This window comes from Pseudomonas baetica, assembly GCF_019733355.1.
GTDB classification, from domain to species: domain Bacteria; phylum Pseudomonadota; class Gammaproteobacteria; order Pseudomonadales; family Pseudomonadaceae; genus Aquipseudomonas; species Aquipseudomonas baetica_A.
This window is the reverse complement of record NZ_JAIHLQ010000040.1, coordinates 1-22,885: the sequence shown is the minus strand read 5'-3', so window position 1 is coordinate 22,885 and position 22,885 is coordinate 1. Positions and strand designations below refer to the sequence as shown.

The 22,885-nt window shown below is 58.8% G+C and carries 20 protein-coding genes; 4 read left to right on the top strand and 16 right to left on the bottom strand.

Annotated features, from left to right (window positions below; genetic code table 11):
* Positions 1-297 precede the first annotated feature (297 nt).
* The 6 genes from katG to K5E40_RS27485 form a co-directional block, all read right to left on the bottom strand.
* On the bottom strand, positions 298-2,568 hold the full coding sequence (gene katG / locus K5E40_RS27510; RefSeq protein WP_221733424.1) for a catalase/peroxidase HPI: 2,271 nt from the start codon (positions 2,566-2,568) through the stop codon (positions 298-300).
* 131 nt (positions 2,569-2,699) lie between these two features.
* Complete coding sequence (locus tag K5E40_RS27505; RefSeq protein WP_221733423.1) at positions 2,700-4,910, bottom strand: LTA synthase family protein; 2,211 nt, start codon at positions 4,908-4,910, stop codon at positions 2,700-2,702.
* A 336-nt stretch (positions 4,911-5,246) separates the two neighbouring features.
* Positions 5,247-5,441, bottom strand: coding sequence for a helix-turn-helix transcriptional regulator (locus tag K5E40_RS27500; protein WP_221733422.1), 195 nt, complete (start codon positions 5,439-5,441; stop codon positions 5,247-5,249).
* Positions 5,438-5,812: a hypothetical protein gene (locus K5E40_RS27495; protein WP_221733421.1), complete on the bottom strand. Its 375-nt coding sequence runs from the start codon at positions 5,810-5,812 to the stop codon at positions 5,438-5,440. The genes K5E40_RS27500 and K5E40_RS27495 overlap by 4 nt, the downstream gene beginning before the upstream one ends.
* Before the next feature lie 147 nt (positions 5,813-5,959).
* Positions 5,960-6,439 (bottom strand): copper chaperone PCu(A)C, encoded by a 480-nt coding sequence (locus tag K5E40_RS27490; RefSeq protein ID WP_221733420.1) that lies wholly within the window; start codon positions 6,437-6,439, stop codon positions 5,960-5,962.
* Positions 6,439-7,044, bottom strand: coding sequence for an SCO family protein (locus K5E40_RS27485; RefSeq protein ID WP_221733419.1), 606 nt, complete (start codon positions 7,042-7,044; stop codon positions 6,439-6,441). The genes K5E40_RS27490 and K5E40_RS27485 overlap by 1 nt, the downstream gene beginning before the upstream one ends.
* A 393-nt stretch (positions 7,045-7,437) precedes the next feature.
* Here K5E40_RS27485 and ycaC point away from each other — a divergent pair, with 393 nt between their 5' ends.
* Positions 7,438-8,070, top strand: a complete 633-nt coding sequence (gene ycaC / locus K5E40_RS27480) for an isochorismate family cysteine hydrolase YcaC (RefSeq protein ID WP_221733418.1) — start codon at positions 7,438-7,440, stop codon at positions 8,068-8,070.
* A 95-nt stretch (positions 8,071-8,165) separates the two neighbouring features.
* On the opposite strand, the gene K5E40_RS27475 is transcribed toward ycaC, so the two are convergent.
* From K5E40_RS27475 to K5E40_RS27435, 9 genes are all read right to left on the bottom strand, one after another.
* On the bottom strand, positions 8,166-10,289 hold the full coding sequence (locus tag K5E40_RS27475) for a hybrid sensor histidine kinase/response regulator (RefSeq protein ID WP_260456086.1): 2,124 nt from the start codon (positions 10,287-10,289) through the stop codon (positions 8,166-8,168).
* Positions 10,290-10,462: 173 nt separating this feature from the next.
* Positions 10,463-12,001 (bottom strand): cryptochrome/photolyase family protein, encoded by a 1,539-nt coding sequence (locus K5E40_RS27470; protein ID WP_221733417.1) that lies wholly within the window; start codon positions 11,999-12,001, stop codon positions 10,463-10,465.
* A 28-nt stretch (positions 12,002-12,029) separates the two neighbouring features.
* Complete coding sequence (locus K5E40_RS27465; RefSeq protein ID WP_221733416.1) at positions 12,030-12,332, bottom strand: DUF6482 family protein; 303 nt, start codon at positions 12,330-12,332, stop codon at positions 12,030-12,032.
* 14 nt (positions 12,333-12,346) lie between these two features.
* Entirely contained in the window at positions 12,347-13,057 is a 711-nt protein-coding gene (locus tag K5E40_RS27460) for an SDR family oxidoreductase (RefSeq protein ID WP_221733415.1), read from the bottom strand.
* Positions 13,054-13,596, bottom strand: a complete 543-nt coding sequence (locus K5E40_RS27455; RefSeq protein WP_221733414.1) for a DUF3833 domain-containing protein — start codon at positions 13,594-13,596, stop codon at positions 13,054-13,056. The genes K5E40_RS27460 and K5E40_RS27455 overlap by 4 nt, the downstream gene beginning before the upstream one ends.
* Positions 13,597-13,720: 124 nt before the next feature.
* On the bottom strand, positions 13,721-14,275 hold the full coding sequence (folE, locus tag K5E40_RS27450; protein WP_221733413.1) for a GTP cyclohydrolase I FolE: 555 nt from the start codon (positions 14,273-14,275) through the stop codon (positions 13,721-13,723).
* Positions 14,272-14,721, bottom strand: a complete 450-nt coding sequence (locus K5E40_RS27445) for a thiol-disulfide oxidoreductase DCC family protein (protein WP_221733412.1) — start codon at positions 14,719-14,721, stop codon at positions 14,272-14,274. Before K5E40_RS27445 ends, folE begins: the two co-directional genes overlap by 4 nt.
* 186 nt (positions 14,722-14,907) lie before the next feature.
* Complete coding sequence (locus K5E40_RS27440; RefSeq protein ID WP_221733411.1) at positions 14,908-16,032, bottom strand: alkene reductase; 1,125 nt, start codon at positions 16,030-16,032, stop codon at positions 14,908-14,910.
* Positions 16,033-16,147: 115 nt separating this feature from the next.
* Positions 16,148-16,825, bottom strand: coding sequence for a type 1 glutamine amidotransferase domain-containing protein (locus tag K5E40_RS27435; protein ID WP_221733410.1), 678 nt, complete (start codon positions 16,823-16,825; stop codon positions 16,148-16,150).
* 209 nt (positions 16,826-17,034) lie between these two features.
* Between K5E40_RS27435 and K5E40_RS27430 the strand changes: the two genes are divergently transcribed.
* The 3 genes from K5E40_RS27430 (at position 17,035) to K5E40_RS27420 (ending at position 21,481) form a co-directional block, all read left to right on the top strand.
* Positions 17,035-17,619: a TetR/AcrR family transcriptional regulator gene (locus K5E40_RS27430; protein ID WP_221733409.1), complete on the top strand. Its 585-nt coding sequence runs from the start codon at positions 17,035-17,037 to the stop codon at positions 17,617-17,619.
* Between the two features lie 180 nt (positions 17,620-17,799).
* On the top strand, positions 17,800-19,926 hold the full coding sequence (locus K5E40_RS27425; protein ID WP_221733408.1) for a TonB-dependent siderophore receptor: 2,127 nt from the start codon (positions 17,800-17,802) through the stop codon (positions 19,924-19,926).
* A gap of 316 nt (positions 19,927-20,242) precedes the next feature.
* The gene (locus K5E40_RS27420) at positions 20,243-21,481 is read left to right on the top strand and encodes an MgtC/SapB family protein (RefSeq protein WP_221733407.1); all 1,239 of its coding nucleotides are present in this window, start codon (positions 20,243-20,245) and stop codon (positions 21,479-21,481) included.
* A gap of 28 nt (positions 21,482-21,509) precedes the next feature.
* On the opposite strand, the gene K5E40_RS27415 is transcribed toward K5E40_RS27420, so the two are convergent.
* Positions 21,510-22,577, bottom strand: a complete 1,068-nt coding sequence (locus tag K5E40_RS27415; protein ID WP_221733406.1) for an ArsO family NAD(P)H-dependent flavin-containing monooxygenase — start codon at positions 22,575-22,577, stop codon at positions 21,510-21,512.
* Positions 22,578-22,885: the final 308 nt, after the last annotated feature.

Sequence of the window (22,885 nt, the reverse complement as noted above, 5' to 3'; positions counted from 1 at the left end):
GGTAGGAAAGCGGATCTAAATGTGGGAGCGGGCTTGCTCGCGAAGAGGGTATGTCAGACACAGAGCTGTCGCCCGACACACCGCTTTCGCGAGCAAGCCCACTCCCACAGTTTTTTTTGCGTTCCGTCAGTTATCTGGGGCCGACCGATCCTGTGCCGAAGCCTGAATATGAAACCTGGTAGGAACGCGGATCTAAATGTGGGAGCGGGCTTGCTCGCGAAGAGGGTATGTCAGACATAGAGCTGTCGCCTGACACACCGCTTTCGCGAGCAAGCCCGCTCCCACAGTTTTCTTGCGTTACTTCAGATCAAAACGGTCCAGGTTCATCACCTTTGTCCAGGCGGCGACAAAGTCTTTGACGAACTGCTCCTTCGCATCCGAACTGGCATACACCTCCGCTAGCGCCCGCAATATCGCGTTGGAACCGAACACCAGATCAACCCGCGTCGCGGTCCATTTCACGCTGCCGGTTTTACGGTCGCGGCCCTCGAACGCGTCCGCCGCTTTTGACGTTGGTTTCCACTCCACCCCCATATCCAGCAGGTGGGTGAAGAAGTCGTTGGTCAGCGCTTCGGTCTGGTGGGTGAACACGCCATGACGGCTTCCCCCGACGTTAGTGTTCAACACCCGCAAGCCACCCAGCAGCACGGTCATTTCCGGCGCGGTGAGGGTGAGCAGTTGAGCCTTGTCGATCAGCAGCGCCTCGGCCGACACCGTGTATTTGCCTTTGCTGTAGTTGCGGAACCCATCGGCAATCGGTTCGAGGAAACCGAACGAATCCACATCGGTTTGCTCCTGCGAGGCATCCGTACGACCCGCCGTGAACGGCACGGTTACCGAATGCCCGGCATTTTTCGCTGCTTGCTCGACTCCGGCATTGCCGGCCAGCACGATCAGGTCTGCCAGCGAGACTTTCTTGCCCGATGCGCCACCATTGAACTCGTTCTGAATGCCCTCAAGGGTTTTCAGCACGCTGGCCAGTTGTTCCGGCTGGTTGGCTTGCCAGGATTTCTGCGGCTCCAGGCGCAGACGGCCACCGTTGGCGCCGCCGCGCTTGTCCGAGCCACGGAACGTCGAAGCTGCAGCCCAGGCCGTCGAGACCAGTTGCGAAACCGACAGACCTGATGCCAGCACTTTACTCTTCAATGCGGCAGCGTCGTTTTCATCGATCAGTGGGTGAGTGGCATCGGGAATCGGGTCTTGCCACAGCAGTTCTTCGTTGGGCAGTTCCGGGCCGAGATAGCGTGAGAGTGGACCCATGTCGCGGTGAATCAGTTTGTACCAGGCGCGGGCGAAGGCGTCGGCCAATTGATCGGGATTGGCCAGAAAACGCCGGGAGATCTGCTCGTAAGCCGGGTCGAAGCGCAACGCCAGATCAGAGGTGAGCATGGTCGGCGAGAGTTTTTTGCTCGGGTCATGGGCATGGGGAACGGTGCCTGCACCCGCGCCGTTTTTCGGAATCCACTGATGTGCCCCGGCCGGGCTCTTGGTCAGTTCCCACTCGAAACCGAACAGGTTTTCCAGGTAGTTGTTACTCCACCGGGTCGGCGTGGTGGTCCATGTCACTTCGAGGCCGCTGGTGATGGTGTCGCCGCCCTTGCCGGTGCCGAACGCGTTGCGCCAACCGAGGCCTTGTTCTTCCAGTCCGGCGGCTTCCGGTTCCGGGCCGACATTATCGGCAGGGCCGGCACCGTGGGTTTTGCCAAAGGCGTGACCGCCGGCAATCAGGGCCACGGTTTCTTCATCGTTCATGGCCATGCGGGCGAAGGTTTCGCGAATGTCGTGGGCCGAGGCCACGGGGTCAGGGTTGCCTTCAGGACCTTCCGGGTTGACGTAGATCAGGCCCATCTGCACCGCTGCAAGCGGGTTTTCCAGAGTGCGCTCGCCCTGATCGGTGCGGCTCTCTTCTTTGCCGTGCAGATCCGGTTCTGCTACCAGCGTGCCGTCACCGGGTTCCTGCATGGCGGCCTTGTCCTTGCCGTAACGGCTATCACCGCCCAGCCATTCATTTTCCGAACCCCAGTACACGTCTTCGTCCGGTTCCCACACATCAGGGCGGCCACCGGAGAAACCGAAAGTCTTGAAGCCCATGGATTCCAGCGCGACGTTACCGGTGAGGACAATCAGGTCGGCCCAGGAAATGTTGCGGCCATATTTCTGTTTGATCGGCCACAGCAGGCGGCGGGCCTTGTCGAGGCTGACGTTATCCGGCCAACTGTTGAGCGGGGCGAAACGCTGCTGGCCCGATCCGGCACCACCGCGGCCATCCGCGGTGCGATAGGTGCCGGCGCTGTGCCAGGCCATGCGGATGAAGAGCGGGCCATAGTGGCCGAAGTCCGCCGGCCACCAGTCCTGGGAGTCGGTCATCAACGCATTGAGGTCTTGTTTCAGCGCCTGGAAGTCCAGGCTCTTGAAGGCTTTGGCGTAGTCGAAGTCCTTGCCCAGCGGGTCGGACTTGGGCGAGTGCTGACTCAGGATCTTCAGGTTGAGTTGATTCGGCCACCAGTCACGGTTCGTCGTACCACCACCAGCGGCGTGGTTGAACGGGCATTTCGATTCAGTTGCCATGTTCGGGTCCTTATCAGGTCGTCTACGGCCGGCTCGTGCCGACTTCGGACTTGTAAGGCTAGACCCGACTTGACGAGTCGGCTAATAGCCCGACTATTGGACGCTGATAGGCAGAACCTCTTAACGCGGTGTCAACTCGACTGCCCGGCCTGATCCTCCGGCACTTCATCCAGCAGATCCTCTTGTCCTGGCAACTCAGTGATCACACTGAAATCCGTGACTTCAACAGCACCCGATCCATAACCCAGCAAATGGAAGGAGAAGGCCTTGCGGTCTTGCGGATTATCGAAGCTGAAATCCATCTCCAGCGGCTGATCCGCCGTGGCGACCATTTCCGGCGGCAACCCGATCTGCACCTCTTTTTCGAATTCCTTGGCTTTGAGCTGAATGTGCGCGACCTGGTGCGGATCAAGCGAACGCACGGTCATGCGTACGCGGGTGTACGAGCCCTTGGGCATTTCCAGGTATTGCGCGCCGATCAGATTGTCGGCCCAGTCATTATTGATCTGTGCCTGCAGCGGGATGACGTTGGTGCTGCCGAATTGATAGCGGTGATTGAGCGGAGTGCGCAGTAGGGACAGGTCCAGCGCATCGGCGCGGGCCGCGATCTGTCGGGCGCGATGGCCACTGTAGGTGCCCTTGAACGTGGCACTGTCGGCTATGAAACCGGCGCTTTCGTAGTAGCGGCAGCGGCGCGGCATGTCACATTCGGAGAACATACCGTGGCCATCGTGATAGCGCAGTTTGCCGTTGGTGAACGACATCATTTCACGACCGGAATCGTAATCGCGAAACAGCGAGCGGCCGCTCAATGAGAGAGGTACTGGCAGGTCGAAGTAGTCGAGGACCGAGGTGCTCAAATCGACATGGCCATACACCCCGGCCTTGAGGCGCGGAAGTTGCTCCTGCTCGGGCGCCAACGTCAGATTGAAACCCCATGACGAAGCCAGACGCACGCCATCAATGCCGTGGGACTCATCGGAGGTGATCACCACCAGCGTGTCTTTCAACACGCCCTGGCGTTCGAGACTGCCAAGGAACTGGTCCAGTGCATCGTCCAGGTAGCCGACCGCCGCCTGCTTCGGCGTTTCGTAGCGCTCCCGATATTCTTCCGGTGCGGAGTAGGGCTGGTGCGTGCCTACGGTCAGCAATGTCAGCATCCACGGCTTTTTTTGCTTTTCCAGTTGGCCGACATAACTCAGCGCGCCCTCGAAGAATGCCTTGTCATCCTTGCCCCACGGAAATTCCACATAGTTGGCGTTGGTGAACCACTCCAGGCCATGGGTCGCATCGAAACCGATGTGCGGCATGATCTTGTCTTTGGCCATGAAGCGCAGGCCGGCGCCTTGCAGATAGTGGGTGCTGAAACCGTGCGCGCGCAGTTGCGCCGGCAGACAAGCCTGATTGCGCTCGTTCAGGGTGAGCATTTCCACGCCTTTGGGCGTGCCGTTGTTGAGCTTGTCGTAATCGCCGCAGAGCATGGCGTACAGACCGCGAATGGTCTGGTGTGTGTGCACAACGTAGTCAGGTGTGTTCATGCCGCGCTCGGCCCAGCGACTGAGATTGGGCATCAGGTCTTCCTGATAATGGCTGCCAATGGCCTCGCGGTTGGCGCGGATGTAAGCGCCGGGAATGCCTTCCAGGGTGATGATCAGCACGTTACGTGCCCGACCCGGTGCATTCAGCAGTTTCTGCCCGTTGAGATCGACGTCGGTGAGTCCGGTCATGACCGGTGTGGTTTCCTCAACATCGCCGTCCAGCCATTCCTCGGCCCGGATCTGCACATCGGCGACCTCAGTGGCTAGCAAATGGTGCGAAAGGCTGTACAAACGCCAAGGATCGGCCTCGCTCGGCCACAGGTTCTGTGCGCCCCAGTGCACAGCGAACAGCACCAGTGGCACACCCCAGAACGCACGGGGCAGGGCAGGACGGACAATGCCGCGTGCGGCAAACTGCGCCAGCAGCCAAAGCAACAGTGCCAGCAGCAACGTAATGCCCACCGCCGGATGCGCGAGTCCTCCGCCACTGGAGTTCTCGACAAATTGCGGATCGAACAGGTAATGCAGATCGGAAGGGGTGGGCAGGCGACCGACGGCACTGACCAGTTCCGCAGTCGCCACCGCGAGCAAGCCCCAGAACAGCAGCAGCGGCAATGCCAGCCACCACGCGCGGCGATGCAACAAAATCACCAACGAACTGCCGATCGCCAGATCCGACAAATAACCCAGCGGAGTCGACCAGCCGAGTGCCGCGCGTAGGCACACCGGCACGATCAGCACCAGAAAGATCAGGGAAGAGAGTCGGGCATGCGGGTGTCGCAACCCGTTCAAAAGAGCGCTCACAAAAAAGACCTTCCAGTCATCAAATCGTAAAAAAAGTGTGGGTGATGATAGCAAGGGTGGGCGGTCTGATCGTTGTTTTAAACGCGCAGGTGATTGGTTTGCGGAGCCGTTTGGGGTTAGACGAAACGCCGTAAGCTCTAGCTGACGTTGGTGTTGACTGGCAATCGGCGATGTTGATGCAGTATCTCGGCAGCAGATTTATTGTTTCATCTTATTTAGTGCGCCTTAGAACCGGCATGACAGCATGTGTTAAACGCTGCGATTCACACGACCACTTCGGCGTGGTGGTTGCCACGCCGTCCTGCAGAGTGCCTGTCTTTTCTGCGAGTTATCGGCTCAAGCTCCATCATCAAAGATGCTTTCAATGGTCATCTCGAACGCCCGGGCAATCTGAAACGCCAGCGGCAGGCTCGGGTCGTAGCGTTCATTCTCGATGGCGTTGATCGTCTGACGCGATACGTTCAGGCGCTCTGCCAGATCGACTTGGGACCATTTGCGCTGGGCGCGTAATTGCTTGAGGCGGTTTTTCATTGGTAGCGACGCTTGGCGAAGCGCAAACCGATCATCCACATCAGGCCCATCACCGGCCAGACCCACAACCAAGGGAAGTGCGGTGCACCGACGGTCTCCAGAAAGCCGTAGGTAAAGGTCAGCAGGGCTGAGGCGGCGAAAGCAAAGCCCAGGGCTTCGAACTGGATGCGCAGGTACATTTCGTCGAGACGGCGCATGTCACGCACGATAGTCCAGCAGAACAGACCGACCGGAATAATGGGCAACAGGGCGATGACGGTACGCAGCCCAAAGCTGGCGTCGGCGAGATACAGCAAGGCAAATTGCGATGTCAGCAATACCAATATGTACAGCGCCATCGCAGCGGCCATTTCGCGATTGAAACTCTTCATGCTTCACTTCCTGTGTAAAAGACCCTTTACATCCTCGCTGATGAATTTTTTGGTGTAAAGCACGCTTTCCATAAACTTTACATCCGCAAAAAAAGGGGCGGCATGATCGTCTATCATGCCGCCCCGTGGGTGTTGCTGAAGGTCAGATCAATGCATCTTGCTGTGATCATGACCTTGCATGTTGGTCAGCGGGCGCACCGGAGCTTTCACTTCAACGGTTTCTTTCTCGCCCTTAGCGTTTTCCACGGTCAAGGTCAGCGGCACGCTTTCGCCTTCTTTCAACTGAGCCGTCAGGCCCATCAGCATGACGTGGTAGCCGTTCGGGTCAAAGTGGACGGCTTTGCCGGCCGGCAGGTCGACCGATTTCACCGGGCCCATGCTCATGACGTCGTTTTTCATGCTCATTTCATGGATTTGCACATCTTTGGCCGCTGGCGAAGCGACGCTGAGCAGCTTGCTGTCGCTGTCGGCAGTGAGGGTCATGAACGCGCCGCTGGCGGACTGGGTTGGCACGGTCGCACGTACCCAGGCGTCGTCGACCTGGGTCTGCGCCGAGACCTGAAACGCCAGGCCCATCAACGAAAGGGCGAAAACGGTGCGTTTGATGTTGTTCAGAACGGGGTGCATCAGCAAACCTCCATAACGGTAAGCAAATCTTCCGTGCATTCTTCTGCCGAAAGCGATGTGGATAGACCTACGCGCAGTTCGCCGCGCGAGTCATAGACGTAACTGGTGGCGGTGTGCGAGATGGTGTAGGTGTCGCCGGCCGGCACCTTCTCGAAGAACACATCGAATTCCTTGGCCGTGGCCTTGGTTTCCTCAAGTGTGCCGTACAGCGCGACGAAGGTCGGGTCGAAGGCCTTCATGTAGGCGTCGAGAATTTCTGGCGTGTCGCGCTCGGGATCCAGAGTGATGAAGATCACCTGCAAGCGGTCGCCGTCTCTGCCCATGAGTTTTTTGATTTTCGCCGCGCGGGCCAGGGTCGTCGGGCAGACCGCCGGGCACTGGGTGAAGCCGAAGAACACCATTGGCATCATGCCGCGAAAGCTCGACAGCGTCATGGTCTCGCCTTCGGTGTTCTTAAGCTTGAAGGTGCGTCCCATGATCTTGTTACTCAGATCCTTGCCGTACTTGTAAGACAGTTGGCCGCGGGTGTCGCAGCCGGCGAGCAGGCCAAGCCCGAGCACGCCCATTCCCGCAAGCACCTTGCGGCGAGTCAACAAAGCCGTCATCTAATACCGCCTTTTGCAGCCCGTCAGTCGGCAGGACTGGCGGGGGGGGGTTAACCGTAAAAGCGGCGCATCATACCAAACTGAAGGCAGACGCCGGCTGCGGATCGGCGGACAGGGTGTCGCAGGGTGACAAAAGGTGTAAGAAAAAGTGACGAGAGATAGCGCGATAGCCTCCTGCAGATTTGACGTTCCGAGGTCGTCGCTGAGGACGGGTCCGTGCCAGGAGTTCGAATAGATTGGCTCTGAAGTCACCGCCCTTTATCCAATACCAATTGTCCTTTCTGAGTTGACAGTTAAACGCTTTTCAGCCGATTTATCTCGCCCCGGTGCGTCAGTAATCTGTGCCCATCTTGAACGCAACAAGAACCCCTACAACTAAAAAGGAATGCACAGATGAACACTCCAACCTATAACCGCCTCAACAAAGACGACGCCGTAGTGCTGCTGGTTGATCACCAGACCGGTTTGATTTCTCTGGTGCAGGACTTCTCGCCGAACGAGTTCAAGAACAACGTGCTGGCGCTGGCCGATCTGGCGAAGTTCTTCCAGTTGCCGACCATCCTCACCACCAGTTTCGAGCAAGGCCCGAACGGTCCGCTGGTGTCGGAATTGAAAGAGATGTTCCCCGATGCGCCTTACATCGCTCGCCCAGGGCAGATCAACGCCTGGGACAACGAAGACTTCGTCAAAGCAATCAAAGCCACCGGTCGCAAACAGATCATCATCGCCGGTGTGGTGACGGATGTGTGCGTAGCGTTTCCGACCCTGTCGGCGCTGGCGGAGGGGTTTGATGTGTTCGTGGTGACTGATGCGTCCGGCACTTTCAACACCACCGTGCAACAAGCTGCGTGGAGTCGCATGACCCAGGCCGGCGCGCAGATGATGAACTGGTTCTCGGTGGCCTGTGAACTGCACCGCGACTGGCGTAACGACATTGAAGGTTTGGGTCATTTGCTGTCGCAGCGGATTCCGAACTACCGCAATTTGATGAATGGCTATGCGGCGCTGACGTCTCAACAGAAGTAAGCGAGCCGCGTCACACGAAAAGCCTGCCCTGAAAAGCAGGCTTTTTACGTTGCAACAGTTTTTTGCCGCGCTCTAGAAGAATGTTCACGGCGGCTTCACTCAACGTTAGTCGACATCAGGGTAATGACGCGCGAAATCAATGCGTCAACCGCAAACGGCTTGGTCAGCACTTGCATCCCCGGCCCAAGTTGCGCGCTGCCAATGACGGCGTTTTCTGCGTAGCCGGTAATGAATAGCGTTTTTAGTCTCGGGCGGATTTCTCTGCCTGCATCGGCCATCTGTCGCCCATTCATACCGCCGGGCAAACCGACATCGGTGATGAGCAGATCGATGTGTGCGCTGGAGCGTAATGCTTCGAGTCCTTCGACGCTGTCGGCGGCTTCCAGCAGGTTATAACCGAGTTCGCCCAGCACGTCGCAAATCAACATGCGCACGGAGGGTTCGTCGTCGACAATCAGAATTGTCCCGCCTGACTTGGCAAGCGGCGTTGTCGCGTTGTGCGTGGCATCCTGATTTGCCCGCGTTTCGCCGCAGTACCTTGGCAGGTAGAGACTCATCGTGGTGCCTTGGCCCTCTTGCGAATGCACCCTTACCTGACCGCCGGATTGCTTGGTGAATCCGTAGATCATCGACAGCCCCAGGCCGGTGCCCTGGCCCAGAGGCTTGGTGGTAAAAAATGGGTCGAAGGCTTTGGCAATGACCTCGGGCGTCATGCCTGTGCCGGTATCAGTGACACACAGGGACAAGTACTCGCCTTCGGGCATGTCCAGCGCGCGGGCCGACGCAGAGTCCATTGTGCGATTGGCCGTCTCGACCGTGATACGCCCGCCGTCAGGCATGGCGTCGCGGGCGTTGATGCACAGATTCAGCAGTGCGTTTTCCAGTTGACTGGCATCAACCAGTGTCGGCCACAGTTCGGGCGCCGCGACGGTCTTCAAGCGGATGGCGGGGCCGACGGTGCGCTGGATCAACTCGGTCATTCCGAGGATCAGGGAATTGACATCCGTCGGCCGCGGATCGAGTGTCTGGCGTCGCGAGAAAGCCAGCAGTCGATGGGTCAGGGCCGCCGCACGTTTGGTGGCGCCTTGGGCGGTGACCATGTACTTATCGACGTCTTTCAGACGGCCTTGGGCGATGCGCTTTCCCATTAATTCCAACGCCGCCGAGATGCCGGCCAGCAGGTTGTTGAAATCATGGGCCAAGCCCCCGGTCAGTTGCCCGACCGCTTCCATCTTCTGCGACTGGCGCAGTTTTTCCTCGGTTTGCATGAGTTCGGCTGTGCGCGTCGATACGCGTTGTTCCAGTGTGTCGTTGAGCGCGCGCAACGCGGCGTTGGCCCGGTCGCGCTCGGCCTCGACATTGCGTCGATCCTCAACATCGATGAGTACGCCGGGAAAACGCAACGGGGTGCCGTCATCGGCGCACTCGACGCGTCCGTTGGCCTCGATCCAGTTGTATGTTCCGTCAGCGCGGCGCACACGATACTGATGGGAGTAGGCGCCGCCGCGGGCAATCGCTTCGTTGATCGCGGCCGTAAGCCCGTCCCGGTCATCGGGGTGTACGGTCATCACGACTTGTTCCAGGCTCAGACCGATGCGGCCCAACGCGGGATCAAGGTCAAAAATCCTGGCAAAGGACTCATCCATGGTGAAGCAATCTGTGGGCAAGTCCCAATGCCAAGTCCCGATAATGGCCCCGGCGGCGAGGGCCAGTTGCACGCGCTCGACGTTTTCACGCGCTACCGCCTCGCTGACTCGCAGGCGCTCCTCGGCGTCTCGGCGTTGGGTGACGTCGCTGAAGAAAATCGCGATTTGTCGATCGGCAGGATCGCCGACACGCACGGCGCGAACATCGAACCAGCGTTCAAAGGTATTGGCGTAGTTTTCGAAGTTGGCCGGCTCGCCGGTCTTGGCCACGTGCCCGTAAGTCTCGAACCAGAAACTCTCCAGGTTGGGGGCGAACTCGGTGACCCACTTACCTCGCAGGTTGACGCCGCATTGACGTTCGAACGCAGGGTTGGCCTCGACGAAGTAGTAATCGACGGGGCGATCGTCAGCGTCGAATTTGACTTTGACGATCGCGAACGCGGCCTCAATGGTTTCCAGGATGGTGCTGAAACGCGCCTCGCTACTGGCAAGCGCCGCTCGGCTGGCGGCAAGCTGGGCGGCCATATCCGGTGATGCTGCTGCGCTGCTCTCCAGAAGCAGGCGCAGACGCATGACCTCTGCCTCAAGCTCCTCGCGAGTAAAGTGCTTCAGAATTTCCACCACGGGGGGCCTTCTTGATTTTTGGGTGAGTTCATTCAACGCGGCTCAAACGTACACCGGGAATTCTCACATTGACACGTCACCTGGTGTTTAAGTTGCACCCGTACGGGGAAGGACGCCGCGTTTTATAGCGGCTCGCCACGGTCCAGTGTGTCGAGCAGTTTCTGCCCCCGCTGCCAAAGCGCTTGTTGCTTGGCTTGCGGCATGCGGTCGAGGTTTTTGTACATCATGCTCATGCGCTGATTACCGCGTAGAAGATCGCCGTGGCGCATCAGGAAATGCCAGTACAGCGCATTGAAAGGGCAGGCGTTGTCAGCCGTGCTTTCGCTGACTTTGTAGGCACAGCCGCGACAGTAGTCAGACATTCGATTGATGTACTGGCCGCTCGCGCAATAAGGCTTGGAGCCGAGATAACCACCGTCAGCGTGCATGACCATGCCCAGGGTATTGGGCAGTTCCACCCAGTCGAACGCGTCCATGTAGATCGCCAGGTACCAATCGCAGATCTGGCTCGGTGCGATGCCGGTGAGCAAGGCAAAATTGCCCGTGACCATGAGCCTCTGGATGTGGTGGGCATAGGCATGTTTGAGGCTTTGACCGATCGCATGGCGCATGCAGTTCATCTGCGTTTCGCCCGTCCAGTAGAACGCCGGCAAGGCCCGGTGGTTACCAAATGAATTACCTTGGGCATAGTCAGGCATCTTCAGCCAGTAAACCCCTCGCACATATTCCCGCCAGCCGATCAATTGCCGAATGAACCCCTCGGCTGCATTCAATGGGATGCGGCCAGACCTGTAAGCCGACTCAACGTCGCTGCACAGTTGACGTAAATCCAACAGACCGATATTGAGCGCTGCGCTGATCCGCGCATGGAACACAAAGGGCTCGTCGCTGGCCATGGCATCCTGGTAATCGCCGAACCCGGCCAGACCATAGTCCAGAAAGTAATCCCATAACGCTTGGGCGTCGGCATGTGTGACCGGATAGTTGAAATTGTCCAGAGAGCCGTAGTGGCTGCTGAAGCGCTCTTTGACCAGTGCAAGCACGTCGCGAGTGATGGCGTCGTCGGAAAACCGCGCCGGGTAGGGCGCTTTCACTCCTTTGGGCAAGGCTTTGCGGTTTTCGGCGTCAAAGTTCCACGCGCCGCCGACCGGCGTGCCGTCGCCATTGAGCAGTAATCCGCTCTTGCGGCGCATCTCGCGGTAGAAAAACTCCATGCGCAGCTGTTTTTTGCCGGCCGCCCACGCGCTGAATTCGGCACGACTGCACAGAAAACGCGTGTCGGCATGCCAGTCAATGGCTGAGCCGCATTCCTTGAGAGATTGTTCGAGGCGCCAGTCGCCGCATTCGGTGACGTGCAGTTCGTCCGCTTGCAGCAGGTCCTGCCAGCGGCGTAATTCCCCCGGCACCGATCCGCTGTTGTGCGGGTCATCAAGGGGGACGTACTCGACACGTACGCCTCTGGCCTGCAGCGCCTGGGCGAAATGCCGCATGGCGCTGAAGATCAGCGCGATCTTCTGCGGATGATGAGGCACATGGCTGGCTTCCTCCATCACCTCGACCATCAGTACCGCATCACGTTCGGGATCGAGACCTTGCAATGAGGCCAGGTCAAACGACAGTTGATCGCCGAGGATCAGGCACAGGCGATTGACCTTGCTCATTCGGTGCGGTCCGGCAGCGTGCGGTTCATCAAGGAGGTGTCAGCGAAAAAGGCAGGCGCAGTTCTTCGACAGGGCCTGTGTCCCGGCCGCACATTTCGTCGTGCACACATTGCTGCACCAACACGCAGGGAAAGGCCGGAACGGTTTGCAACAAGTCACGCAGATGAGTGATTGAACGCAGACGCATGGGTTTGGCGGCATCGTCCAGCAAGGTGAATTGGCCGTGATCCATGCGGATGCGTGCCAGATAAAAACCACCTTCGAGCGACAGTAGTTCCAGTTCCCGTATTTCGCTATTGGCGGCGTGCTCGGTGAGGGTTTGCAGATTCATGAATCACTCCTTGCCTACCAGGGTAGGCGTTCTCCGTCGTAGGCAAAAAAATGGCCGCTGTCTGCCGGCGTCAGGCGGTCGATCAGGGTCAATAGTTCATGGGTTGCGACGCTGGCCGGTCGGGCCGCCGATGCACCGCGAAAAGGTTGCGACAGCGCCGAAACCACCGTGCCTGGATGCAGGCTCAGCAAGCGGCTGTGCGGGCGGGTGCGGGCCAGTTCGATGGCAGCGGTTTTGATCAGCATGTTCAGCGCAGCCTTGGAGGCGCGATAGGCGTACCAGCCACCCAAACGGTTATCGCCGATGCTGCCGACCTTGGCCGAGAGCATTGCCATCGCCCCTTGGGGATCGAGCAGTGGCAGAAAGTGCCGCAAGACCATCGCAGGTCCCAGCGTGTTCACTTGAAAAACGGCCTGCAGCGCGGCGTCTTCCATGGTGCTGTAACTTTTTTCCGGTTTGAGGGTGTCGCGATGCAGCAGGCCCGCAGCGTGCACGATCAACTGGTACGGCGCTTCTGTGGCCAGTTCGGCGGCGGCGTTGGCGATTGTCTCGGGCTGTTCCAGGTCAAGTGCGGGATCGGTCTTGCGCCCCAGTTCCCGCACGCTTGCACACCGTGGGTCGTGTTTGAGCCACTCACAGAAGGCTGTGCCGAGTGCGCCGCTGGCGCCGATCACCAGGGCGCGGTAGCCGTCGCCCAGGGAGGTCATGGTGAGCGAATCACTCATTGATTTTCTCCCCCGGACTGGCGGCGGAAGAACAATGTCACCTGGCCGATCTCGACACCGAACTTGGACATGCTGGTGCGATTGATCAGCGTGTCCTCGTCCATCTGGTACATCCAATCATCCATGTTCACTTCATAAACGGAGCCATCGACCGGGAGGCTCAGGACATAGCGCCAACGTAATGCGTTGCCGGCCACTTCACCTTTGGCCTCGCCCACGACATCGCCAGCGCGACCGCGCCAATGGCCTGCACCTTCTGGCGTCAGGGTCCAGACACGACGCTCGCGAGTGCCATCGCTGTAGAGGAAGCGCTCGTCGAGAATCAGGTCATGACCCTCGCGATGGCTCTGGATATTGACCTCAAAACGTTTGACAACCTCGCCTGAGCGCTTTTGAAACATCCCCCAGGCTTTGACGGGTTTGCTGAAGAAATGCTCAAGGTTTAGGGCCGGTTGCTGGTCGGCATAGCGACCGACATCGACGCTGCCGCAGCTCGTGACGCTTAGCACCAATGCCAGTAAAACCAAAAAACGGGCCATTGCTTTACTCCCTGAATACACGGGTGAACGTGGAGAACATCCCTTTGAAAGGCTTGTACAGATACTTATGCGTGTACAGGTTTGTCGGCGCATTTGAATCGACAAACCAACAATTAAGTCACTGTCATCGGCTGATCAGTTGGAGGAACTCCTGACGTGTGCTGGAGGACTCTCGAAACGCACCGAGCATGACCGATGAGGTCATGACCGAGCTCTGCTTTTCCACACCGCGCATCATCATGCACATGTGCCTGGCTTCAATGACCACGGCCACACCCGCAGCACCGGTAATTTGCTGGATCGCGTCGGCGATCTGTCTGGTCAGGTTTTCCTGGATCTGCAAGCGGCGCGCGAACATGTCGACCACTCGGGCCACTTTCGACAGCCCCAACACCCGGCCAGTCGGTATGTAGGCCACATGGGCCTTGCCGATGAAGGGCAGCATGTGGTGTTCGCACAACGAGTAAAGCTCGATGTCGCGAACGATGACCATTTCATCGTTCTGTGACTCGAACAACGCGCCATTGATGATTTCTTCCAGGTTCATCGTGTAGCCGTCGCACAGGAACTGCATGGCTTTGGCTGCGCGCTTGGGCGTGTCTCGAAGTCCTTCGCGGTCGGGGTTTTCACCGACGCCGAGAAGAATTCCACGGTAGTGATTGGCTAATGATTGAGTCATTCGGATTTCTCGCGGCGTTGCGGCTGGATAAGAGTGCGACAACTGCTGTGGCCGTCATGACAACGCCGGCTGCCGTCAGGGTGAGGCAGCCACGCCAAGTGAGGGCGCAAGTGGCAGAACAAGCGATATGCAATGGCAAACAAAGGACGGGTCAAACGCCAGTTCAGGGGTGCAACCCAGATACCAAGCCCTGCGGCTCGCCAGCTCCACAGCGTGGCGTCGAGGCCTTTTACCCAGCATCCATCGTCGAATCTTGCATGCAGTGAGGATTGCATTTGCGTAAGCGTGAAGCCCAGAACGGCTGGATCGAAGTCCTCATGGCTAAGGTCAACGAAGCGCAGTCGTGTTTCGACCGCATGTTGGCGCAACAGCTTGATTTCTCGCGCACAGAGTGGGCATTCACCGTCAAAGTAAAGCGTTAATGGCCACGGCTCTGAGTTGTACATTGCGGCGTGCCTTGTATAGGTTTTTTACAAAGATAGGCCGAAAAAATCGAGCTGACAATGGAGCGTCGTTCTTTTTGTGAAGATGGGAAGACGTTACATCCAGTCGCCTCTCGTAACGGGAGACGGATTGGGCGGCGTAAAGCAGCACTCCCGCAGGGGCGGGAGCACTTTGTCGAGAACTGTGCGTCAGGCGAGGTAAGCCGGGTAATCCACATACCCTTCGGCATTGCCGCCATACACCGTGGCCGGGTTCAGTGCATTCAACGGCCAGTCGTTAGCGATTCGCGCAGGGAGGTCCGGGTTGGCCATGAACGGTCGGCCGAAGGCGACAAAATCCGCCAGGCCGCAATCGAGCAATTTCGCACCCGACTCAGCGTTGTAACGCCCGGCATAAATGATTGCGCCGCTGAAGGTATCGCGCACCGCCTGGCGAAAGGTCTCTGGCATGGCTGGCGCATTGTCCCAATCCGCTTCGGCGATGGACAGATAAGCGATACCCACGTCTTGCAGCACCTTGATGGCCTCGATGTAAGTGGTGTGTGGATCTTCCTCGACCATGCCCAGGTAAGTCCGCGCTTCATCGGTGGTGGTGAACAATGGCGCGAAACGTACGCCAACCTTTTCCTTGCCGATGCACTCGGCGACGCCGGACACCACCTCACGCAGAAAACGCAGGCGGTTGTGCAGCGAACCACCGTACTGGTCGGTGCGCAGGTTGCTATGGGCGGAGATGAACTGGTTGACCAGATAACCATTGGCGCAGTGCAGTTCGATACCGTCGAATCCTGCCTCCATCGCATTACGCGCCGCCTGGATGTAGAGCTGCACGAGGTCCTGGACTTCGTCGGTGGTCAGGGCTCGCGGGGTAGACGGCGCCACCAGTTCGCCGGCGCCAGGCGTGGTTTCAATGAACACGCTGACCCGGTCAGTGGCCACGGCGGAGGCCGATACCGGAGCGTCACCGTTGGGCTGCAACGCGGTGTGGGATACGCGACCGACGTGCCAGAGCTGGGCGAAAATCACGCCATCGCGGGCATGCACGGCTTCGGTGACTTTGCGCCATCCGGCGATCTGCTCGGCGGTATGGATACCCGGTGTCCAGGCGTAACCCTGACCACGGGGTTCGATCTGGGTGCCTTCGGTGACGAGCAAACCAGCACCGGCACGCTGTTGGTAATACTCGGCCATCAATTCATTGGCGACGTTGCCCGGTTGGGTACTGCGCTGGCGGGTGAGCGGTGGCAGGACGATGCGGTTTTTCAGGGTGTGAAGGCCCAGTGTGGCGGGTTTGAAGAAACTGCTGTGGTGCATGGAGGTGCCCTTGATAAAGGAGTGCAATCCGACCGTTTATTAGACCAGTCGACTATTGGATGGATGAAAAAAAACACCGTGCAACACGCACACGGTGTTCGGATCTGTAAAAGAATCAGCCGAGCATCTTCAGCAGTTTCTCGGCCACGGCGGCGGAGCTGGCCGGATTCTGCCCGGTGACCAGTTGCCCATCAGCCACCACATGCACCTGCCAGTCGGCGGCTTTGGCGTAGCGCCCGCCGAGACGCTGAAACTCGTCTTCGATCAGAAACGGCACCACATCCGTCAGGCCGACCGCGGCTTCTTCGGAATTGGTGAAACCGGTCGCTTCGCGATTCTGGATCAGCGGTTTGCCATCCGCTGCAACGACGTGACGCAGCACGCCAGGTGCGTGGCAGACAAAACCATGGGGTTTGTTGCTGCGGTCGAAGGCTTCGATCAACGCGATCGAGTGTTTGTCTTCGGCCAGATCCCAGAGTGGGCCGTGGCCACCGGGGTAGAACACGGCATCGAAATCATCAGCGCTGACATCGGCCAGGCGCCCGGTGTTGGCCAGAACCTGTTGAGTGGCCGGGTCATTGCGAAAACGCTCGGTTTCGGCCGTTTGCGCATCAGGCGCATCACTTTTCGGATCGAGTGGCGGCTGGCCGCCAGCGGGTGAAACCACGGTGATCTGTGCGCCGGCATCTTTGAAGGCGTAGTAGGGCGCGGCGAACTCTTCGAGCCAGAAGCCGGTCTTCTTACCAGTACTGCCGAGTTGATCGTGGGAAGTCAGAACCATCAGGATTTTCATAAAGCACCCTTGCGTTGATCAGGTGTTATCGAAGCGCGACGGATTCGCACGTTGTGGACACCCGTTGATGTTTGTCGGGGCACAGCATAGTTTCCAATTAGACCAGTCGTCTAGTGTTTTTTTTGCCATGGGTTTTTATCGCTCGGGTATGGCAAACTCTCGCCTCCGTGAAATATACGACTGGTCTATTGTTTGGTAATTTGCGCCCCATGAAACCGACCTACGACGACACCCGCCAACATTTGCTCGATACCGGCCACCGCATGATGGCCGAGAAGGGCTTCACCAGCGTTGGCCTCAACGAAATCCTGCAAACCGCAGGCGTGCCCAAGGGCTCGTTCTATCACTACTTCAAATCCAAGGAACTCTACGGCCAGGCGCTGCTTGAGGACTACTTCGTCGGCTACCTCGCCGACATGGAGCGGCGCCTGACACTGCCGGGCCTGAGTGCCTATGAACGGCTGATGGATTACTGGCAGGGCTGGCAGAATCGCTGCACCCTGGAAGGGCACGGCGACGAGTGTCTGGTGGTGAAACTCAGTGCGGAGGTTGCTGATCTGTCCGAGTCGATGCGCCTCACGTTGCGTGATGGCGCCGAGCAAGTGGTGGCGCGTATCACCCTTTGTATTGAACAGGGCCAGGCTGAACAGAGCCTGCCTGAGGGCGATGCGCGTCAGTTGGCGGAAAGGCTGTATCAACAGTGGTTGGGCGCCAGTTTGCTGAACAAATTGCAACGGACGGGGCAATCGTTGAACACCTCGATGGCGACCACAAAGCAACTGCTCAGTATTTGATATCGACAACCTGATGGATGCTGTCGCGAATCCGTAGAACGCTGAGTGCCATTAGCGAGGTGAAATCAAGCGCACAAGCGAATGGGAATACGTTTCAATTGCAAAATATCCGGTATACCATGCGCCGCGGTTTGCTGGCAGTTTTGCCCTTCGTTTTTGCCTATTCGTAAGGTTTCCCTCATGCGTCGAACTCTGCTTTCCATCTGTGTGCTGCAGGCGTTGTCCCCTTCTTCCTGGGCTGAGCAAGCCAACTCCGGCGCTTCAGCTCTTGAGCTGGAGGCAACCGACGTGGTTGGCACGGCAGATTACGAACGGGCGGACGGCCCGGTACAGGGTTATCGCGCAACGCGTTCTGCCAGTGCCACGCGCACCGACACCTCGATTCATGACACACCGCAATCCATCAGCGTGGTATCGAAGGACGCCGTTGAAGACATCGGCGCCACCCGTCTGCAAGACGCATTGGATTACGCCGGCGGCGTAGGGCGGGCGAACAATTTTGGGGGGCAGGGGCTGACCACGTTTACGGTGCGCGGTTTTACCACCGGCGAGTTCTATCGCAATGGTTTCCCGATCAATCGCGGTTATCCGAACATGCCCGATGCCAACACTATCGAGCGTCTGGAGGTTCTTCGCGGGCCCGCAACCATGTTGTATGGCCGAGGCGATCCTGGCGGTACATTCAATGTCGTTTCCAAGCAGCCACTTGCCGAGCCCACGGTTACATTGGGTAGCCAGTTGAACGATCAAGGCATGAAGCGCGGCACGCTGGACGCTTCCGGCCCGTTGGATGAAGAGGGGCGTCTGGCCTATCGGCTCAATGTGGTGGGCGAGGGTGGTGATACGTTCCGTGATCACGTTGAAACGGAGCGCTATGGTGTGACGCCGGTTCTAACCTGGCAGGCGAGCGATGCGACGCGAGTGATTTTCGAAGGCGATTTCATGCGCAACAATCATCCGCTGGATCGTGGCGTAACGCGCTACGCCAAACAAATCGGCACAGCGTCGCGCGACACGTTCTTTGGCGAAAAAGACGCCGGCAAGTTGCACAACGACAACAACATGGCGCAACTGCGTTTCGAACACATTCTCAATGACGACTGGACGCTGGGCGGTGGCTTCCAGTGGCTCGAGGGTACGTTGCAGGGCAACGCAATCGAGGCCAATGGCATTGCCGCCGACGGCCGAACCCTGGGGCGAAATTTCAACTACCGCAAGCTGGAGTGGACGGACAAGGACACCCAACTCAACCTGACCGGCCACTTCACCACCGGTGGTTTGCAGCACACGTTGCTGACCGGCATCGAATACGAAGACTACGACTACAATTCGATCATCCAGCGTTCCAGTGGCGCGGTGGGTGCCTATGCGATCGACATCTTCAATCCGGTCTACGGCCAGCCACGCCCGGCGTTGACCCGGACCCCGACCCACGACAAAGAAAACCTCAAGACCTACGCCGCGTTTGTGCAGGACCAAGTGGCACTGACCGAACGACTCAAAGTACTGGCCGGGGCGCGTTTCGAGCGTTTCGAACACGACTACGAAACCTACGTGCCGGGCGCTAAAAGCTGGCAGGCCAGTGATCACGCGGTGACGCCGCGCATCGGCTTGACCTACGACCTGACCGACACCGTTGCGGTCTACGCGGACACCGCGCGCTCGTTCAAACCCAACACCGGCGCCAGTCGACAGGGCGGTGGCTTTGAGCCGGAGGAAGGCAAGTCCTATGAGATCGGGTTGAAGTGGGAGGCACTGGAGCAACAGTTGAGCGTCGATGCGGCGATCTATCAGATCGAGAAACGCAACGTGTTGACCACTGACCCTGTGGACTCGACGTTCAGCGTGGCCGCCGGGGAAGTGCGTAGCCGTGGCCTGGACGTGAACGTTGCCGGCAACCTGACCCCCGAATGGCGTGTGATCGGTGGGTATGCCTACGTTGATGCCGAGGTGACCAAGGACAACGTGATGCGCTCCGGTACACGGCTGGTGAACATCCCGAAAAACAGCTTCAGCCTGCTCAACGTTTATGAATTCCAGGACGGCGCCCTCAAAGGGTTGGGGCTGGGAACGGGGCTCAAGTACGTCGATGAGCGCGCCGGACAAACCGCCAACACCGCTTTCTCGATGGACAGTTACACCGTTGTCGATTTGCTCGGCTACTACAAAGTCAATGACAAGGTGCGGCTCAACCTCGACGTGAAAAACCTGTTTGACCGGGATTACGAAGAGGGCGCGTTCGGCAACGTCTACGCCTATCCGGGGGCGCCACGAACGGTACAAGTCGGGATCGCCTATACCTTGTAGAACGTCTTGTTGGGCGCCGGCGGTTTGAAGATCGGCAATGTCGCCAGCGATAGTCAGAGATCGACGTGAGTTGCTCGACAACTGTGTGCGGTACTGCGCGGTGAGCCACTGCGCCTTCATCCTCCAACGGTTGACCGTCATCAACCTTTCGTCCTTCGTACTGGCGCAGTCTTGGGTCCATGCTGAACTCAGGCGAATGCACATGGGCATATTCCCTCGATAGTTCGCTGCGAAAGGCTGCACCCTGCAACGAAACGACGCGCGGGGGTGTGCTACCGGATTGAAAGGGCTCAATACTCACTCGGACGGGGACGCTATGAATGAAACCCTTGGCATGACCGGTGCGGCGGCAGCGCTGGGGATCGGCATGCTCGTCGGTCTGGAGCGCGAACGGCACAAGGGAGAAGGGGTCAGCCGAGCCTTCGCCGGCTTGCGCACGTTCGCCATTACGGCGTTGCTGGGCTATGTGGCGATGCAGGTCGGTGGTGCTCTGCTGTTGGGGATCGTGGCGATCTGCTTAGCCTTGCTGATCACCGTGGCTTACTGGCGCAGCCTGAGCGACGACCCGGGCGTGACCAGTGAAGTGGCGTTGCTCACGGTGTTGGTTTTAGGGGCCTTGTGTGGCACCGCGCCGGAACTGGCCATTGCCATAGGCGTGGTGATCGCGGGGCTGCTGGCGTACCGCCAGAAACTGCATTACTTCGCCAACAGCCAGTTGACCGAAGCAGAAATGCGCGATGGTCTGGTGCTTTTGGTCGTCGCACTGGTGGTTCTGCCTTTGGCTCCGGACCGTTTCATCGGCCCCTACGGCGCGATCAATCTGCGCACTATTTGCACCTTGACTGTGATGCTGATGGCGGTCGGGGCCTTGGGTCATATTGCAGTGCGTAACCTGGGCACCCATTACGGCTACGCGGTCAGTGCCATCGCCTCCGGATTTGCTTCCAGCACCGTGACCATCGCCTCCATGGGACACCTGGTCGCCAAGGAGCCGCAAAACATCAAAGTCCTGGCGGCGGCCGCGATTTTGTCCAATCTGGCCACTGTCGTTCAGGTTGGCTTGATCCTGGCGGCGGTCGACACCGCTCTGTTACGTCACATGTGGGCGCCGCTGTTAGGCGGTTTCGCCGCCACAGCGTTGTACGGCGTGTGCCTGATGTTTCCCAGGCCTGAAGCCCGCGCCAACCAACCGATCAAGGTAGGAGGTGCGTTTAACCTCAAGTTGGCCTTGGTCGTGACGTTGACCCTGACGGGCATCACCTTGTTGTCGTCGGTCATGCTCAACCTCTTTGGTGAGGTGGGTGTGATGTTGACGGCCACGTTTACCGGTTTCGCTGACGCACACTCTTCAACGGCATCAATCGCCGCGTTGGCCGAATCCGGCCAGTTGCCGCTTGAGGCCATTGCCGGCCCTGCGCTGATCGCTGTCAGTAGCAACTCGGTGAGCAAATGTGTGGTGGCGTGGGTCAGTGGCGGCCGACGGTTCGCCGCGTATGTGATTCCCGGCCAGGCAGGGTTGACGCTGGCGATGTGGGCGGGTGTCTGGCTGCAATGACAACGCCTCGCGCCGTAAGCGGGGCGATTCACTGCTCCATTAAAAATCCCTCAATCTCCTCAACGGTACTGCGCGCTGTACGGGTTACACCGATCAGTGTCGCGGATGCGGCGCCTGTCCAGTCTCCGTAACCCACCAACCACAAGCGCGGCTCCTGGATCGAACGCGTGCCTTCGACGGCCACACGCCCGTCGGCGGTACAGACGCCCAATGACTCCAGATAGCCGAGGGCCGGGCGGAAACCGGTGCACCAGATCACCGCATCGACCGGTGTTTGCGAGCCATCAGCCCACGTCACGCCGGTTTCGGTGAAGGCCAGGAAAGGCCGAACTGCTTGCAGTACGCCGCGCTCCCGGGCTTCGACGACTGGCGGCACCATCACAATGTCACCCAAGCCACCCACCGGTTGCTCCACGACGATGCCCGCGAGTTGGGCTTTCCAGCGTGCTGTGGCGCGCTCGAACAGCACCCGTCCATCGACGTCGTCGGCGAGAAATTGCGGGGGCTGAGGGGTGATCCATGTGGCGTCGGCCACCAGTGACACTTCCGCGAGGATCTGTGCGCCGGAGTTGCCACCACCCACCACCAGAACTTTTTTTCCGGCGAATGGCTTGGCATCAACGTAGTGAGCCGAATGCAGTTGTTGGCCGGTAAAGGTCTCACTGCCGGGGTAATGTGGCACGTAGGGATGACGCCAGGTGCCCGTTGCGCTGACGACCGCGCGCGCCAGCCAGGTGCGGCCCTGGGCCTTTACGTGGAGGCGATCGCCCCAGCGTTCAACGGCGTTTACCCAAAAGGGGCGTTCGGTAGGGAATTGGTAGCGTTGCTCATACTGGCGCAGATAATCCAGTACGTGGCCGCGGCTCGGATAACCGTCCGTGACCGGCGGCATCATCCAGCCAGCGATGGAACTCCAGGTCGAGGGTGAAAACAGTCGTAACGAGTCCCAGCCATGCCGCCAGGCGCCGCCCGGCGCGTCTTCAGCGTCGATGATGACAAAGGAACGTCCGGTTCGGCGCAGAAAGTAAGCGACGGCAAGTGCGGACTGGCCTCCGCCGATAATCGCGACATCCACTTCAGGGCGGTTGGCAAGCATGTGCAATCCTCAAGTCGGCGAGAGTCTGGCTACGTTAACCCATCCGAATCGAGGTGTTGTTGACGTTTCTCAAGGGATGCGCACATCGGAGACAAGAACGAGGCCCATGGTCGTAAGTAGGAGGTGTTGACTCCTGCGGGGGAGACTACTCAGCGGAAAATCCAGAATTATTGAAGTGCGCAACTTTTTGCGCACTAAAATGTGGATAACCGTGTGGACACATCCCTACAGCCCACGTAATCCGTTCTGTACAGACGAGTGCGCAACTTCTTGCGCAGTACTGCGCAAGTTCTTGCGCAGTACTGCGC